The 14,335-nt window shown below is 43.6% G+C and carries 16 protein-coding genes; 10 read left to right on the top strand and 6 right to left on the bottom strand.

The features are described from left to right. Nucleotides 1–50: 50 nt before the first annotated feature. The 4 genes from IKB69_RS00925 to ribE are packed head-to-tail and all read right to left on the bottom strand — an operon-like array spanning nucleotide 51 to nucleotide 2,867. Nucleotides 51–1,286 carry a TolC family protein gene (locus IKB69_RS00925; protein WP_290945238.1) on the bottom strand — a complete coding sequence of 412 codons (1,236 nt, stop codon included), beginning with the start codon at nucleotides 1,284–1,286 and terminating at the stop codon, nucleotides 51–53. Between the two features lie 24 nt (nucleotides 1,287–1,310). Next, the gene (locus IKB69_RS00920) at nucleotides 1,311–1,931 is read right to left on the bottom strand and encodes an NlpC/P60 family protein (RefSeq protein ID WP_290945175.1); all 621 of its coding nucleotides are present in this window, start codon (nucleotides 1,929–1,931) and stop codon (nucleotides 1,311–1,313) included. A gap of 10 nt (nucleotides 1,932–1,941) precedes the next feature. Continuing rightward, nucleotides 1,942–2,208 carry an EscU/YscU/HrcU family type III secretion system export apparatus switch protein gene (locus IKB69_RS00915; protein ID WP_290945173.1) on the bottom strand — a complete coding sequence of 89 codons (267 nt, stop codon included), beginning with the start codon at nucleotides 2,206–2,208 and terminating at the stop codon, nucleotides 1,942–1,944. 5 nt (nucleotides 2,209–2,213) lie between these two features. Next, complete coding sequence (gene ribE, locus IKB69_RS00910) at nucleotides 2,214–2,867, bottom strand: riboflavin synthase (protein WP_290945171.1); 654 nt, start codon at nucleotides 2,865–2,867, stop codon at nucleotides 2,214–2,216. 147 nt (nucleotides 2,868–3,014) lie between these two features. Between ribE and IKB69_RS00905 the strand changes: the two genes are divergently transcribed. The 10 genes from IKB69_RS00905 to mrdA all read left to right on the top strand — a co-directional run bounded on the left by IKB69_RS00905 (nucleotide 3,015) and on the right by mrdA (nucleotide 11,350). Continuing rightward, nucleotides 3,015–3,806: a TatD family hydrolase gene (locus IKB69_RS00905; RefSeq protein WP_290945236.1), complete on the top strand. Its 792-nt coding sequence runs from the start codon at nucleotides 3,015–3,017 to the stop codon at nucleotides 3,804–3,806. Nucleotides 3,807–3,931: 125 nt separating this feature from the next. After that, the gene (locus IKB69_RS00900) at nucleotides 3,932–5,089 is read left to right on the top strand and encodes a lytic transglycosylase domain-containing protein (protein ID WP_290945169.1); all 1,158 of its coding nucleotides are present in this window, start codon (nucleotides 3,932–3,934) and stop codon (nucleotides 5,087–5,089) included. Nucleotide 5,090: 1 nt separating this feature from the next. Further along, a complete protein-coding gene (locus IKB69_RS00895) occupies nucleotides 5,091–6,098 on the top strand; it encodes a septal ring lytic transglycosylase RlpA family protein (RefSeq protein ID WP_290945167.1) in 1,008 nt (335 codons plus the stop codon). A 28-nt stretch (nucleotides 6,099–6,126) separates the two neighbouring features. Next, a complete protein-coding gene (hisB, locus tag IKB69_RS00890; protein ID WP_290945165.1) occupies nucleotides 6,127–6,705 on the top strand; it encodes an imidazoleglycerol-phosphate dehydratase HisB in 579 nt (192 codons plus the stop codon). Beyond that, on the top strand, nucleotides 6,702–7,208 hold the full coding sequence (locus IKB69_RS00885; RefSeq protein ID WP_290945163.1) for an HAD hydrolase family protein: 507 nt from the start codon (nucleotides 6,702–6,704) through the stop codon (nucleotides 7,206–7,208). Before hisB ends, IKB69_RS00885 begins: the two co-directional genes overlap by 4 nt. Beyond that, on the top strand, nucleotides 7,201–7,827 hold the full coding sequence (locus IKB69_RS00880) for a hypothetical protein (protein ID WP_290945161.1): 627 nt from the start codon (nucleotides 7,201–7,203) through the stop codon (nucleotides 7,825–7,827). Before IKB69_RS00885 ends, IKB69_RS00880 begins: the two co-directional genes overlap by 8 nt. Beyond that, complete coding sequence (gene lptA / locus IKB69_RS00875) at nucleotides 7,824–8,423, top strand: lipopolysaccharide transport periplasmic protein LptA (RefSeq protein ID WP_290945159.1); 600 nt, start codon at nucleotides 7,824–7,826, stop codon at nucleotides 8,421–8,423. Before IKB69_RS00880 ends, lptA begins: the two co-directional genes overlap by 4 nt. Next, nucleotides 8,423–9,067, top strand: coding sequence for a ribosome biogenesis GTP-binding protein YihA/YsxC (gene yihA, locus IKB69_RS00870; protein ID WP_290945157.1), 645 nt, complete (start codon nucleotides 8,423–8,425; stop codon nucleotides 9,065–9,067). Before lptA ends, yihA begins: the two co-directional genes overlap by 1 nt. Nucleotides 9,068–9,076: 9 nt before the next feature. After that, nucleotides 9,077–9,556 carry a hypothetical protein gene (locus tag IKB69_RS00865; protein WP_290945155.1) on the top strand — a complete coding sequence of 160 codons (480 nt, stop codon included), beginning with the start codon at nucleotides 9,077–9,079 and terminating at the stop codon, nucleotides 9,554–9,556. Next, nucleotides 9,557–11,350 carry a penicillin-binding protein 2 gene (gene mrdA, locus IKB69_RS00860; protein WP_290945153.1) on the top strand — a complete coding sequence of 598 codons (1,794 nt, stop codon included), beginning with the start codon at nucleotides 9,557–9,559 and terminating at the stop codon, nucleotides 11,348–11,350. It abuts the gene before it with no gap. Here mrdA and IKB69_RS00855 read toward each other — a convergent pair. Further along, nucleotides 11,338–13,065 carry an AAA family ATPase gene (locus IKB69_RS00855; protein ID WP_290945151.1) on the bottom strand — a complete coding sequence of 576 codons (1,728 nt, stop codon included), beginning with the start codon at nucleotides 13,063–13,065 and terminating at the stop codon, nucleotides 11,338–11,340. The two genes, mrdA and IKB69_RS00855, sit on opposite strands and share 13 nt — an antisense overlap. Next, the gene (gene mtaB / locus IKB69_RS00850; protein WP_290945149.1) at nucleotides 13,052–14,326 is read right to left on the bottom strand and encodes a tRNA (N(6)-L-threonylcarbamoyladenosine(37)-C(2))-methylthiotransferase MtaB; all 1,275 of its coding nucleotides are present in this window, start codon (nucleotides 14,324–14,326) and stop codon (nucleotides 13,052–13,054) included. The genes IKB69_RS00855 and mtaB overlap by 14 nt, the downstream gene beginning before the upstream one ends. Nucleotides 14,327–14,335: the final 9 nt, after the last annotated feature.

Below are 14,335 nucleotides of genomic sequence, written 5' to 3'. Positions count from 1 at the left end.
TCTAGTTTGGCTCACCTTGCCACAAATAGCAAGTGGGGCTAGAATCTACTTTAAGGGTTAGTTAGACGCTCGATTCTAGACTGAATACTTACGATATTATAGCGCGCTTGGTTGATGTTTGTCTGCATTGTTGTAAGCAATAGTTGGGCGTTGATTAGCTCAGTATAAGTGGAGAGATTCTGCAAGTAGCGGTTGTTTGTGATAATGTAGTTTTCTTTAGCTTGATGCAAAGAGCTTTGAGAGATGGTGAGCTGATGCTTGGCATTAGCATAATCACGCAAAAGCCCATCAATTTGCAAAGCAGCATTGCGCTCATACTGCACGAGATTTTGCCTAAGAGCATACATATCATACTTTTTAACCTGATAGGCAAAGCCGTCGCGTAAGCCATTGAAAAGATTGAGCGTGAAGTTTAATCGCACTTGCGATTGTAAGCCGTAGTAGTTGTTTGCCTTGCCTGCGCCATCGATATACCAATGCTTAATGCCTGTTATATCAAGCTGAGGGAGAAACTGCGCCTTTGTCATTTGGAATGTTATCTGCGCGGATTTTGCTTGGGACTTGACTAGAAGGTAATCAGGATTGCGCTCTAGAATCTGGGCGATTAGGCTTGCCCTATCGTATTGATGTAGATGCACCTTTTGTATCTCTTCTATCTGCCCTACTTCTACCTTCTCCCCAAGGAGATTTTCTAGCTCATTGAGCGCGTAAGCAAGATTCATCTTGGCATTTTCTAGTGAAATATTCGCATTGGAGAGTTGTAGCTGCATTGTGAGCACTTCATTTTTAGCGCGCAAGCCTTGCTGGTAGAAGGAGTTCGCCTTTTTAAGTTGTTCATTGAGCAAGCGTGCAGACTCTTGCGCAGTGTTTAGCAGGGCTTTGCTCTGCAAAATTTTGATATAAGCAAGTCGAGTGTTTAGGACTACATCTGCTTTAGCACTATGAAGCAAAAACTGCTGGCGACTAAGATTCTGCTTAGATTCTGCAGTGGTCAAGTAGTCCTTAAAACCGCGGAAGAGATTCATACTCGCACTTAAGTTTATGTCGTTTAAAGAATAGTGTGGCGAGAGACTTGGAGCATTGTAGCTATATGTGTAGCCACTACTAAGCGTGGGCAAGAAGTTGGCATAAGTGGAGTATTTGTTGTAAGTAGCAGCATAGGCATAGTTCATCTGGCTTTGCACTTTAGCCGAGTGGCGCAGAGCCTTACTGATTGCTTCTTCTAAAGATAGCGCACTTAAAGCCACATAACCACAAACTACATAGAGACACAAACCTCTAAACACTCTCAAACATTATCCTTGCACATTCTAGGGCATATCATAGCGCACAGCTTTGATAAACTTAGGAGACCAATAGCTATTAGACAAGCTAGCAATTTTCGCGCCACCTTTTGCCGATAGGTGCAAGAACTCTCCATTTTCAAGATAAATCCCCACATGATAGCCAAGTGCGCCTCGCCCTGTTTTAAAAAACACCAAATCCCCTGTGCGTAGCTTGCTCCGGTTCACCTGCTTACCACCCAGTTTCTTACCACCTTTCATTTGATCAATCGTGGTGCGAGGGAGCTGCACAGAAAAGCTCTCGCTAAAAACACTTTGCACAAAGCCACTACAATCTGCACCACTCTTTTTCGCACCACCAGAGACATAGGGAGTTGATTTCCACTGCTTTTGCTGAGACAAAAGTGCGCCAAGTGCGCTAGATTCCACCCTCCTAGAATCCTTCGCACCCTGCTTTAACGCTTTTTCGCGCATAGATTCTGCTTTTTTTGCAAAGTCTGTGGGATTGCTCGAAGGTTTTTTTGATGAAAATGCATTATAACCTTCTTGGCGGGCTTGCTTATTAAAATCCTGCAAGAAGCAACCTTGCAAATACGCGCTACAAATAGCGATACAAGCAACAAGTCCCAAGAATCTCACCGCCTGCATAAAAACTCCACTATGTGCGACTTAGCTGGGCATTAGACTCTAGGCGATTAAGCCAAACAAAGACCCGCACAACTGCTTCATACAGCTCTGCTGGAATCTCACTCTCAATCTCCACTTGCAAAAGCATATCCACTAGCTCATCATTGGCAAAGAGTGGGACATCATATTCTTTGGCTTTGGCGATAATCTTTTCTGCGATAGTACCCTTACCACTTGCTAGCACCCTTGGTGCGTTATCTTGCTTGACATCATAGGCTAGAGCTACTGCCTTTTGCATATGCTTTAATACCTCAGGACAATATCATCAAGCTCGCTCCAGTTTGGCACTGGACTTATGATAGATCTAGCAAAAGCGCGCATAGATTCTGCATTGCTCATTTTAGCAAGAATATGCGCAACTGAGCGCACGAGGACATCTGTCTCAATATTTACACGCCTACCTACCTTATAGCTGGAAAATAGAGTATTTTGCATTGTGTGGGGAATGATAGTCAGTGTAAAAGCTCTCTCCCCCACGCTAGAAATCGTTAGACTAATGCCATCGATTGTGATTGAGCCTTGTGGGATCACAAGCCCTAGTGTGCGCTCATCTACTGCGATGGTAAAGAGTGTTTGGTTCGCGTGAGAATCTATGGCAGTAATTGTGCCAATACTATCAATATGCCCCTGCACAAAATGCCCATCTAGCCGAGAGTCCGCCCGCAACGCTGGCTCAATATGCACAAATTTCGTGTAGTTTTCTATGGCGACACTTTGTGCAGAGTGCTTAGAAATCTCTAGGGAGAATCCATCGCTATGGAGTGTTATTGCCGTTAGGCACATACCATTTACTGCGATACTATCACCAATTTGCGGTGTATATGTACTCTCAAGTCGCAAAATATTATTCTCTAGCGCACGCACCTTTGCGATCTCTCGCACCAATCCACTAAACATCCCAAATCCTGTTAATTATGATTATTAAGACATAGTGCGCATTGTAGCAAAACTTTGTATGCAAGGCATTAGCCTATGATGTAGCATTACAAGAATCTTTAGGATACAATGTGCCTAAAACTTATGCTAAAAGAATCTATAATGTCAATATTTATCGATACACATTGCCACCTTGATGATGAGCGTTATGAAACGGATTTAGATGAAGTTGTAGAACGCGCGCAAAAACTAGGGGTAAAGGGGTGTATTATCCCAGCTGCTAGCCCTGATACACTTGCGCGCGCAAGAAAGATAGCCACGCAGTATCCGCATATTTACTTTGCTTGCGGGCTACACCCTTGCGAGATTAGCCACAGCAATGCTAATACAAACCACACTACCTTGCAAGAGTGTTTCAGTCTGCTTGATGAGCCAAAATGCGTAGCTATAGGTGAGTGCGGGCTAGATTATTACCACTTCTTAGACTCTTTTCCAAAGCAAGAGCAAAAACACAACCAAACAGAAGTTTTTATCACACATATTGAGCAGGCGATAACGCGGGATTTGCCACTGATTGTGCATATAAGAGAATCCAGCAATGATGCCTATGAGATTCTATCCCAGTACCCAAAGGCGCGCGGAGTTTTGCACTGCTATAATGCTGATGAAATTTTGCTAAAACTTAGTGATAGATTCTATTATGGCATTGGCGGGGTGGCGACATTTAAAAATGCTAGACGGCTTGTAGAGGTGTTGCCCAAAATCCCTCTGGAGCGCATCGTGCTAGAAACTGATGCACCCTATCTCACGCCCCACCCACACAGAGGGCAACGCAATAGCCCAGAATATATCCCACTAATTGCCCAAAGAGTTGCTGAGATTCTATCAACTACACAAGAACAGCTAGCAACAATAAGCACCAATAATGCTCACACACTCTTTGCCATTAGCACAAGCTAGGGCGCAAGATTTAGGTAATGGGTATTATGATCGCTAGAAAATCTGCTATAATCGCAACTTTTTTAATCACCAAATCCATTGAAACCTATAAGATTCTAGTCTTTCTAAAATGTAAGGAGTAGAGCGTGTCGCTTTCATCACCACTATTGCAACGCACAAATATGCGCAATTGTATGACCACTGCTAAAACGCAGGCACGCAAGAACTTTGCCAAGGGGCTCTTATTAGCAAGTTTGCTTACAAGTGTGCAAGCAGGAGGCTTTATACCTGACAATCACACTGCTTCTACGCTGCATTCTCTAGGTGTTGGCGTGGAGTTTTTAAACACCTTGCAAACTAACGCTATTTTGCAATCCACCAGCACTGATACGCGCTGGACACGCTTTGTGCAGCAGTTTGATGCAAGCTATGAGTTTATCCCCATTATCCGCTCAATGATCGTGCAAGCGGGGATTCCACAAGAATTTTTGTTCCTAGCGATGGCAGAGTCTGGCTTCTCATCAAGAGCATACAGCAAAAAGCGCGCGGTAGGGATTTGGCAGTTTATGCCCTATACCGCTAAAGACTTAGGACTTGTGATTAACGACTATATCGATGAACGCAGAGACCCTATAAAAAGCACGCAAGCAGCCATTAAATATTTGCAGTTTCTCTACAATGCCACAGGAGAGTGGTATCTCGCAGCAATGGCGTATAACTGCGGACTTGGGCGACTCAAAAAAGCAATTGAGCGTGCTGGCAGTAGCAAGCTAGAAGTGCTACTTGATGAGCAGGAAAAATATCTCCCCGGCGAGACACGCCAATATATCCGCACGATTTTAAGTATGTCCCTAGCCTTTAGCAATACACAAAAAATGCAATCTGTTAATAGAGAGTATCTCCTAAATCGAGGCGCGTTTGACACACTAGCCCAAGTGCAGGTAAAGGGCGGCACACTGCTTGCAAGTATCGCAGCAAGTGCTGGAATGAGCCTAGCTGACATTAAGAAATACAACCGCCACCTAACTTACAATTTTCTCCCACAATCAAGCAAGCAATACGCCATTTATATCCCTTATGACAGGCTCGCATACTTCAAGCAAAACTTCAACCCACACACCGTTGCCACTGCAAACTTTATCTTTCATAAAGTCAAAAAAGGCGAGAGTCTTGCTTCTATTGCTAAAAAATACGGCATAAGTATGGAAGAACTAAAGCTTAGCAACAACTTCTCCAGCAAGCAAACAATTTTTGCTAACCAAAAAATCATAATCCCCATACTACAAAAAATCACGCAAAATTAAAATGCAAGCCCAACGACCCTACCATAATATTTTCACTCTCCTAGGCGTTACATGGGCTTTGATGGGCATTGTCGCGGTATTTATAGTGGGTTGTGCAAACGAAAGCGTGTATAGCGGGGGTATTGGAGCTTTTAGCGATTATGATTCTCTGCAGTCATATCGCTCCACAAGCGCACTTACGCCAAACTATATCAACCAAACCTTTGATGGCGATGTCTTTAGCCTTGGTAAAAATGGTAAATCCGGCAGTAATTTTAGTGCGAGCAATGCCCCAAGTGATAGCTTTAGCGGGAATAATGCCTCACTTTTGCGTGGTATGCGAGAGAGTGAAGCAATCCAGCGCGCGACTATGCGCCCTTACCAAATCGCTGGGAAGTGGTATTACCCCACACAAGTGAAAGTAGGTAAAACCTTTGATGGTATTGCTAGCTGGTATGGTCCAAACTTCCACGCCAAAGCTACCTCAAATGGTGAGACTTACAATATGCACGCCCACACTGCTGCTAGCAAAACTCTACCAATGAATACTATTGTAAAAGTCTTTAATAAAGACAATGGCAAGACAACCATTGTGCGTATCAATGATCGTGGTCCTTTTGTCGATGGGCGCATTATCGATCTCTCTAATGCCGCGGCAAAAGACATTGATATGGTTCAAAAAGGCACAGCAAAAGTGCGTATAGAAGTCATAGGTTTTGGTGGGAAAGTCGATAAGCACTACCAAAACTCCCTTAGTGTCTCAAATGAGGCGATCCAAGATGAATTTGAAGTAGGTGATAGCGAGAGTCAATCAGTCTCTGGTGGGTCGTTTTCGCTACAGCTAGGAGTGTTTAAGCAAAAAAATGGTGCAGAATCTACTAAGCAAAAATACAGCGATACAGACTATAATGCGCGCATCAAAGAGCAAGATGGCTTATATCGGGTCTTTTTGCAAGGATTCCAAAGTGAAGAAGAAGCACAAGACTTCGCCAAGTCGCACAATCTAAGTCCCGTAATCGTGCGAGATTAACGAGCTAGATTCTAGGATAAGGAGCAATATGCAGCAGCTAGAGCGATTGACAAAAGAGACACAAATTACCGCATCATTAGAGATTTACGGAAGTGGCACAAGCACAATACAAACAGACATTGGGTTTTTCACCCATATGCTAGAAGCCTTCAGCAAGCACGCGCTTTTTGACACAAGGCTAGAGTGTAAAGGCGATATAGAAGTGGATTTTCACCATAGCGTAGAAGATAGCGGGATTGTGCTTGGCAAGCTTTTGGCACAAAGCATTTACCCTGCATCCCAGATAGAGCGATTTGGCAATGCTGCTGTGGTAATGGATGAAGCGTGTGTGGAGTGTGATATTGATATTAGCAATCGCGCGTTTTTGGTATTTGATATGGGAGAGAACTATCGTGGGAAAGTGGGGGAGTTTGATGTGGAGCTTGTAGAAGAGTGGTTTCGCGCGATATGCTTCAATGCCAATATTAGCGCGCATATCGTGCTAAAAAGGGGCAAAAACCTCCACCATATCACAGAAGCTGCGTTTAAGGCATTTGGCGTGGCTTTGCGCAGGGCATTAAGCAAAAATGATCGCATAACAATCCCAAGCACTAAAGGCTGCCTATGATACGCTTACTACTGCTTGATGTTGATGGCACACTCACTGATGGCACGATAAATCTCCTTGAGCTAGATAGTGGCACTTATGAAGCAAAATCCTTTCATATCCACGATGGACTAGGGATTGTAGCATGGCTAAAACTTGGGCGAGAGATTGCCATCATCTCTGGGCGAGAGTCTAAGTCATTGCGAAAAAGAGCTAGTGAGCTTGGGATTACTAGGATTTTTATGGGTGTGGAAGATAAGTCCATAATCGCTAGAAACATAATCTCTGGACTTAATCTCTCCAAAGATGAAGTAGCTTGCATAGGCGATGATATTAATGACCTAGGTATGTTTAGAGAATCTAGCTTGTGCTTTGCTCCGGCTAATGCCAATCCATATATGCATACAAAGGCTGATGTGGTGCTATCTTGCAGGGGTGGCTATGGAGCTGTTAGAGAAATGATAGAGTTTATCCTGCGGCGCAATGAAGAAGAATACCAAGAATTTTTAGCTCTCTATGAATAACTCACACATTTTACACAATCCAAAATGGCGCAAGCCCATCTATGCGCTAAAGCATTATTGCAATATCGCTTATGGTATGCATTGGTTTTTCGCACTAACACTTACTGGGATTCTTGCCTTTATCGTAACCTTTGCTAGAGATACTCAAGCAATCTTACTCAAGCAATCACAAATACCCCTTGTAGAACTCTATGACTTCTCTATTTACCAAGCTACAAATACAGGCGTAGAAACACATATCAAAGGCACAAAAGCCCTGCGCTATGCAGAATATGAACAAAGCTTTGAAACAATTTTGCACAAAATCCAGCCGCACATACCCAATGCACCGCGCATAATCGAATATGTCTATGGGCAAGAAATTACGCGTACAGACAATATCTATACATTCAACAAAGGCGGTGTCTATGCGAAAAACAGTGGCGAAGTCTTTTATAGCAAGCGCGCGAAATACGATGCAAAAAATGAGGTTTTCACAGGGAGTGGGGCATTTTGGGCGAGCTCAGTGGAAGGTAGTATGGAAGGACAAAATATCATCTATAATCAAAAACTTCAAACCACAACTGCAAGTAGCGTTACTGCTAAGATAGACTTGCAAGCGCGAAAGGATGGGAAGTGATCATAGATGCGCTAGAATCTATACGCCAGCTAATGCGCTTAGGCGCGTTTGTTAGCGTGCTTGTTGGTGTTGCTTTGGCACAAGAGCTTGATATACAAGCACAAAAGGTCTTTGCTGATGAGAAAAAGGGTGTTACCATAGCCACAGGCAAGGTCAAAATGGTCAAAGGTGAAGACAAGCTTAATGCCGATGAAGTGAGAATCTATGTCAATAAAGCGCGCAAGCCACTCAAGCTTGAAGCTATGGGGAATGTAGATTTTCTCCTACTTACCCGAGATGGCAGAAGACTTAAGGGCAAAAGCGATACGCTTATCTATCTCGTCGAGGCTAATGAATATCAGCTCATTGGCAGAGCCCAAGTACAAGAAATCGGCAAGCCAAACTTCCTAAAAGGAGAGAGAATCACACTCAACAACGACAACAACTTTGCCAATGTTGAGAGCAGTAACAACGCCCCTGTGCGTGTAATCATCGATCTAAACGATATGCAAAACAACAAAAATAGCCCCGAAATCAAACAACCAGAGTCAAAATCTAGGCAAGTAGATTCTATTCTAGAGCCAGAATCTACTCCGCTAGATTCTAGCAGTCCATAATGATCACTATCTCAAATGCCAGTTTTCTCACTTCTGCAAGCAAGCTTAGTGAGTGTCCAGCCCCAAACACAAGTGAAATTGTTATGCTAGGGCGAAGCAATGTAGGCAAAAGCACCTTTATCAACACCCTCCTAGAATCTAATCTTGCCAAAAGCTCTTCCACCCCGGGCAAAACACGACTTATTAATTTTTTTTCCTCTGTATGGTTTGATAGTGCTAAATCTAGTAGTATCCCTATATCACTTATCGACTTGCCCGGCATTGGCTATGCCAAAATCTCTAAACAAGAGCAAGCGCTTTGGCAATGCAATCTTTGGGAATTTTTACAGCATCGAAGAAGTATCAAAGTCTTTATCCACTTAATTGATGCAAGACATAGAAATCTCCCCATTGATGAGAATCTGGCACGCCAGATTCAAGCGATTCTCCTTAATGATCAAATCTTGCTACCCATCTACACTAAAGCCGATAAGCTTACCAAAAACGAGCTAGCAAAGCTACGCCAAAAAGGAACACTAATCACCACAAATAACGCTACAATAGCACAAACAATCTACCGCCCCAAATCCCCACAAGATCCGCAAACTCTCCTTGATATGACACGGGTGAGTATATTGCGCGCGCTTTTGGGTAGCAATGACTAAGGAAGCATTATGGTCCAAAAGATGAAAAACAGCACTTACAAAGAGATCACTAAAGTCGCTCTGCTTTGTTGTGGGTTTTTTATTTGGACAATGTGCAATCGCATATTTTTGTTTTTGCCTCCGCTAATTGGACTGCTATTTATCATTTTTATGGACATTCATCAAAGACAAAATCTCATTGCCACTATTGGGATTCTCATTTGTCTAGTGATTTTAGAAGCACAAAATCAGTTGCCACTAGGAATTTTGCCACTAGTGTTTTTGATCGTGCGCTATATCATTACAGAGAAATTTAACTTAATCTTTGGACATAACGCTCTCTTTGTCTTTTGGTATGTGGGTATGCTCTATCTTAGTTACTTTTTTGTGATGTATATTTTTGAAATGTTTGGCTCTAGGCTTGAGTTTAGACTCCATAGTGTGTTTATCGTGTATTTTTTATGTGAGTCATGCGTGGGAATTTTGTATGAAAAACTTAAGCAGAGATAGATGATGAAAAGCCTTGGCATCCCTTATAAAATCGTCTTACTTGTCTTTATGCTTGTGTGGATTATCCTAATACTGCGCATTTTTATCATCACAATCCAGAGGCACGACCACTATGAGAGAATCGCTAAGCGCAATATCTCTAAGCAAGAAGTGCTTGTGCCAGCTCGGGGACTAATCTTTGATCGAAATGGCGAGCCTTTGGCTGTTAATGAGCTGTTTTTCAGCGTGTATTTAGAGCCACTCCTTAATGACAAAGACTTGCGCGCTGCTATTGCTATGATCATCAAGCATCTCCCAGATCAAAACTTCGATGAACTTATACAAGCCTACACTAAGCAAAACTCTGCCTATAACCACGACCTTATCAAAGTCATCGACCATATTCCAAGCAATGATATACAAACAGCTTACGCAGCCCTTATACAAGAAGACAATATCCGCGTACAGCCTACTTTCCGCCGATTTTATCCACATGGCTCGCTTGCCTCACACATTATCGGCTATGTCGGCAGAGCAGATAAAAATGATGTTTTCTATGATCCTGTGAGTAAATACACCTCCATCATTGGCAAAGAGGGTATAGAGCGGCACTACAATACGATTTTACAAGGGCAGCTGGGTTATCGCAATAGTATTGTCAATGCCTATAATCAGCGCGTATCCGAAGCAGAAGAGTTCTCCCCACAAACACAAAATAACATCACTCTAACCATCGATGCCAAGCTCCAGCGAGCAATCGATGAAGAATACAGCGAGCAAAATGGTGCAGTAATCGTGCTTGATGTGCGAAATGGTGAGATTCTAGCAGCTGGGAGTTATCCAGAGTATGACTTAAACGACTTTGTAGGGGGTATTAGTGTGGCAAAGTGGCGCACACTTACTGATAACCCGCACACGCCACTTATCAATCGCTTTGTCAATGGGCAATATCCACCCGGCTCTGTTATCAAAATGGGCGTCGCAATGGCGATTTTAGAATATGGTGATATCAATGAATGGACCAAAATTGACACACCCTACTCAATCAAAATCGGCGAATGGCAGTTCCGCGACTGGAAGCAAGGTGGACACGGAAGCTCGGATATGTTTAAAGCCTTGCGAGAATCCGTAGATGTGTATTTCTATAAACTCTCACAAGTGGTTGGAATTGATAATATGACAAATGTGCTTAGGACTATGGGCTTTGGCGAACGCACGGGTGTGGATTTCCCCGGGGAGTCTAGAGGGATTCTCCCTTCGCCAAATTGGAAAGCCCAGCGTTATGGACACACTTGGTATGTGGGTGACACAGTGCAAACCTCCATCGGGCAGGGCTACTTCCTAGCCACCCCTATGCAAATCGCACGCTACACCGCCTTGCTTGCAAGTGGCAAGCTCACCACGCCGCACTTCCTAAAAAAGCAAAACAATGATGAAAACATCATAGATCCAAAAAATGTCCTAAATGACCTACAAAAGACAAAGCTCCCCGCTATCCAAAAGGGTATGGTAGAAGCGTGCAATGCGCCCGGAGGCACAGGCACGCGCAGAGTCTATGGCGCACAGGTCAAAATTGCTTGCAAAACAGGGACCGCGCAAGTTACTTCAATCCCACAAGAAGTAAAAAAGCGTGCCAAAGAGAGTGAGCTAGCCTACTTTCACCGATCACACGGGTGGATGACAGCATTTGTCCCAGCACATAACCCTCAATATGCCATTACCACGCTGATTGAACACGGGCAAAGTGGTGGTAATGCTGGACCCATTGTCGTGCGTATAGCTAATGAGCTTTATAAACTAGGCTATATCAAATAGCCCTGTAAGCGCGATACAATCGAGTTTTCAGCTCTTTTTGCATAGTAGTGCATAAAGCTCGAAATAGAATCTTGCCCACCCTCAAACCTTTCTTCTATCTCAAGCCTTTCTTCTTGGAGTAGCACTGCTGCTATGGTGAAAATCGCCTCCCTATTGCGTAAAACAAAGTTTGTAAGAGAGTCTATCGCTTCAATCCCACTACTAGAACTAGAAAAGACAAATGCGCTAGGTAAATTCTCCTGCACACTAACTAGTCCAAGCTTCTGCCCATCGCCAATGAGCTTGCACGCCCTTTGATAATCCTCTCCAAACACTCCAAAACTATCCTTAAACACCGCACGCGTAGCCCTATCACCTACAAGATAGAATCCAACTCGCTTAAGTAGCTCACTATGGCTTAGCGTGTGGGCAGAAAAGTGCGCCAAAAGTGTCTCAAACAATGTTACCTTTTGCACAATTAGCCCATTATGTAGCGCATAGAGCAATTTACTTGCGTGATAGATTGCATACACATCACGCAAGCTAGATTCTAGCAGAGGCAACCGCTTTAGCCCACTGTGGATTTTGCTATACACCTCATCAAAGTCGCGTTTAGAGATTGTAAGGGATTGATTGCGGATAGCATTAAGTGCTGCTTCATTGACAAGGCTTGCAAGGCTTGCACCACTAAAACCTGAAGTCTCACTAGCGATTTGGGGGATCGTTTGGGCTAGGGTATTTGGCTTGCTGGCAAGATACATTGATAGAATCTGCTCTCTTTCTTGCTTATTAGGCAGCTCGATGAAAAGCTTCCTATCAAATCGCCCACTACGCAAAAGCGCGGGATCAAGCGCATCAATATGATTTGTAGCTGCAAGCACGACCACGCCACTATTATCGCTAAAACCATCCATCTCTACAAGCAGTTGGTTTAAGGTAGATTCTCGCTCGCTATTATTGCTGCCCTCTTTGCGCGCTTTGCCAATTGCATCAATTTCATCGATGAAGATAATGCAAGGTGCACTAGCCTTTGCCCTACTAAAAAGCTCGCGTACTCTTCTTGCACCCACACCCACATACATTTCCACAAAGCCAGAGCCACTTTGGTAGAAAAATGGCACTCCACTCTCCCCAGCAAGAGCTTTAGCTAGAAGTGTCTTGCCCACGCCGGGCACACCACTAAGCAGTATACCCTTGGGGAGTTTGACACCAAATCGCTGGTATTTTTGCGGATATTTTAGAAAATCTACAATCTCCAATAGCTCCGCTTTAACCTCATCAATACCCGCCACATCGCTAAAGCGCATATTAGAGTATAGTGGCACGATGGTGGATTCTAGTGAATCTTTGAGCGCGGTGGCATTAATTGGCGTGATATTTAGGTGTGATTTGCGCGCGCGCACTAAAGCCGCTACCACAGCGACAATAACTAGCATAAGCAAAGCAGCGACACCATACACAAACCACTTTGTGTATGCTCTATCTATGGGCATAGTTTTGATGATGGCGGGATTTACTTGAGAGCGCAGAATCTTATATACCCGAGCATCTTTTGTTTGAGCGTAGAGATAATCATCTTTTTCCCAAAGCTTTATAATGAAACTTTTTTGCAAGGCATTTTCTAGCGTGGCAGCTGAAATGACCTTAGCATTATCCTTCAACACTAGGACTAGCACTAGGATCAAAAACACCACCACGCCCACAATCACTACCAAAAGATGCTTAGATTTTGGCATAGTTATGCTCCTTAATCTCATACTCTACAATTTCTACCCACCGCCCTAAATCCTGCTTAGATTCTATAAAAATTTTATTAAAATGCTCATCAAGCCCGACATACACATCACCTAATTGTTTTTCAATAAGCACTTGCAGAGGCTTATTTTGCGCCATTCTTTTTTGACGGAAGATAAGGTTTGCTTCTTGTATATGTGTATTGAGACTATGGAGACGCTCTTTAGCCAGAGTGCCATTGACACGATCGCCCATACTAGCAGAAGCAGTCCCAGAGCGCACAGAATACACAAAAGGGTGGATATGAGTTAGTGGAAGTGTGCGGACATTACTCAAAGCTTGCTCCCATATCTTCTCACTCTCTCCGGGGTGTCCCACAATGTAATCTGTGCCAATGGCATAGTCTAGAGCTGCGACTTTGTGCAATAGCTCATAATCACTCTCAAAGCGATTGGCACGATTCATTAGTGCTAGCATTGCATTATGAGAATGCTGCAAAGCAATATGCAAATGCCGCTCTAGCTTTGAGTGGGCTAGTAGCTCGCAAAACTCTTCATCAATTTGGCTTGGCTCAAGGCTACCGATACGCACGCGCTTTAAGCCATCTAGTGCAAATAATGCGCGCAAAAGCTTTGGTAAAGAGCTGTTGCTATCTCGCCCATAGCTCCCAACATTTGTGCCTGTAAGCACGACTTCTTGCACACCAGAATCTACAAGCACCTGCACCTGCCTTACAATCTGCTTAAGTGGTAGGGAGCGTGATTTGCCACGCACAGAGGGGATAATGCAATAGCTACAGGCAAAATCACAACCCTCTTGGATTTTGATAAAAGCACGCGATTTGCCCACAAACTCACTCACAATAGTAGAATCCAAATGCTCTAAGCTATCTTCATAAAAGAACTTCTCCCCTTGTGCGAGCTTATCTAAAGCCTGCGCTATTGATTCCTTATGGCTATGCCCTAACACACCATCAACCAAGCCTTTATCAAACAACGCCCTACCCTGCGTCTTTACACCACAGCCTGCAAACACCACAGACTTGCCCATACCTCTTACTTTTCTTACATAGCTACGCACACCAGAATCCGCGCCATTTGTTACCGTGCAGGAGTTTATCACCACCACCTGCGCGCACTCTTCTTCCAAAGTATGATCAAACTCCCCTAGATTCTCACGCATAATCTGTGTGTCATAAAGATTAGTACGACAGCCAAAAGTTTTGAAAAACACTTTTGGTTTTTCTTGTTTTATCTCTTTCATACAACGCCT

It is taken from the genome of Helicobacter sp., from assembly GCF_017502485.1.
In the GTDB taxonomy this organism is placed as follows: Bacteria; Campylobacterota; Campylobacteria; order Campylobacterales; family Helicobacteraceae; genus Helicobacter_B.
This window is presented reverse-complemented; position numbering and strand designations above follow the sequence as displayed.

Bases quoted from the DNA above. Each gene is read 5' to 3' on its own strand.
- IKB69_RS00855 (WP_290945151.1), bottom strand. From the start codon at position 13,065: ATGCCAAAATCTAAGCATCTTTTGGTAGTGATTGTGGGCGTGGTGGTG.
- IKB69_RS00915 (WP_290945173.1), bottom strand. From the start codon at position 2,208: ATGCAAAAGGCAGTAGCTCTAGCCTATGATGTCAAGCAAGATAACGCA.
- IKB69_RS00920 (WP_290945175.1), bottom strand. From the start codon at position 1,931: ATGCAGGCGGTGAGATTCTTGGGACTTGTTGCTTGTATCGCTATTTGT.
- mtaB (WP_290945149.1), bottom strand. From the start codon at position 14,326: ATGAAAGAGATAAAACAAGAAAAACCAAAAGTGTTTTTCAAAACTTTT.
- IKB69_RS00865 (WP_290945155.1), top strand. From the start codon at position 9,077: ATGGTCCAAAAGATGAAAAACAGCACTTACAAAGAGATCACTAAAGTC.
- hisB (WP_290945165.1), top strand. From the start codon at position 6,127: ATGCAGCAGCTAGAGCGATTGACAAAAGAGACACAAATTACCGCATCA.
- IKB69_RS00895 (WP_290945167.1), top strand. From the start codon at position 5,091: ATGCAAGCCCAACGACCCTACCATAATATTTTCACTCTCCTAGGCGTT.
- ribE (WP_290945171.1), bottom strand. From the start codon at position 2,867: ATGTTTAGTGGATTGGTGCGAGAGATCGCAAAGGTGCGTGCGCTAGAG.
- IKB69_RS00885 (WP_290945163.1), top strand. From the start codon at position 6,702: ATGATACGCTTACTACTGCTTGATGTTGATGGCACACTCACTGATGGC.
- IKB69_RS00880 (WP_290945161.1), top strand. From the start codon at position 7,201: ATGAATAACTCACACATTTTACACAATCCAAAATGGCGCAAGCCCATC.
- mrdA (WP_290945153.1), top strand. From the start codon at position 9,557: ATGATGAAAAGCCTTGGCATCCCTTATAAAATCGTCTTACTTGTCTTT.
- yihA (WP_290945157.1), top strand. From the start codon at position 8,423: ATGATCACTATCTCAAATGCCAGTTTTCTCACTTCTGCAAGCAAGCTT.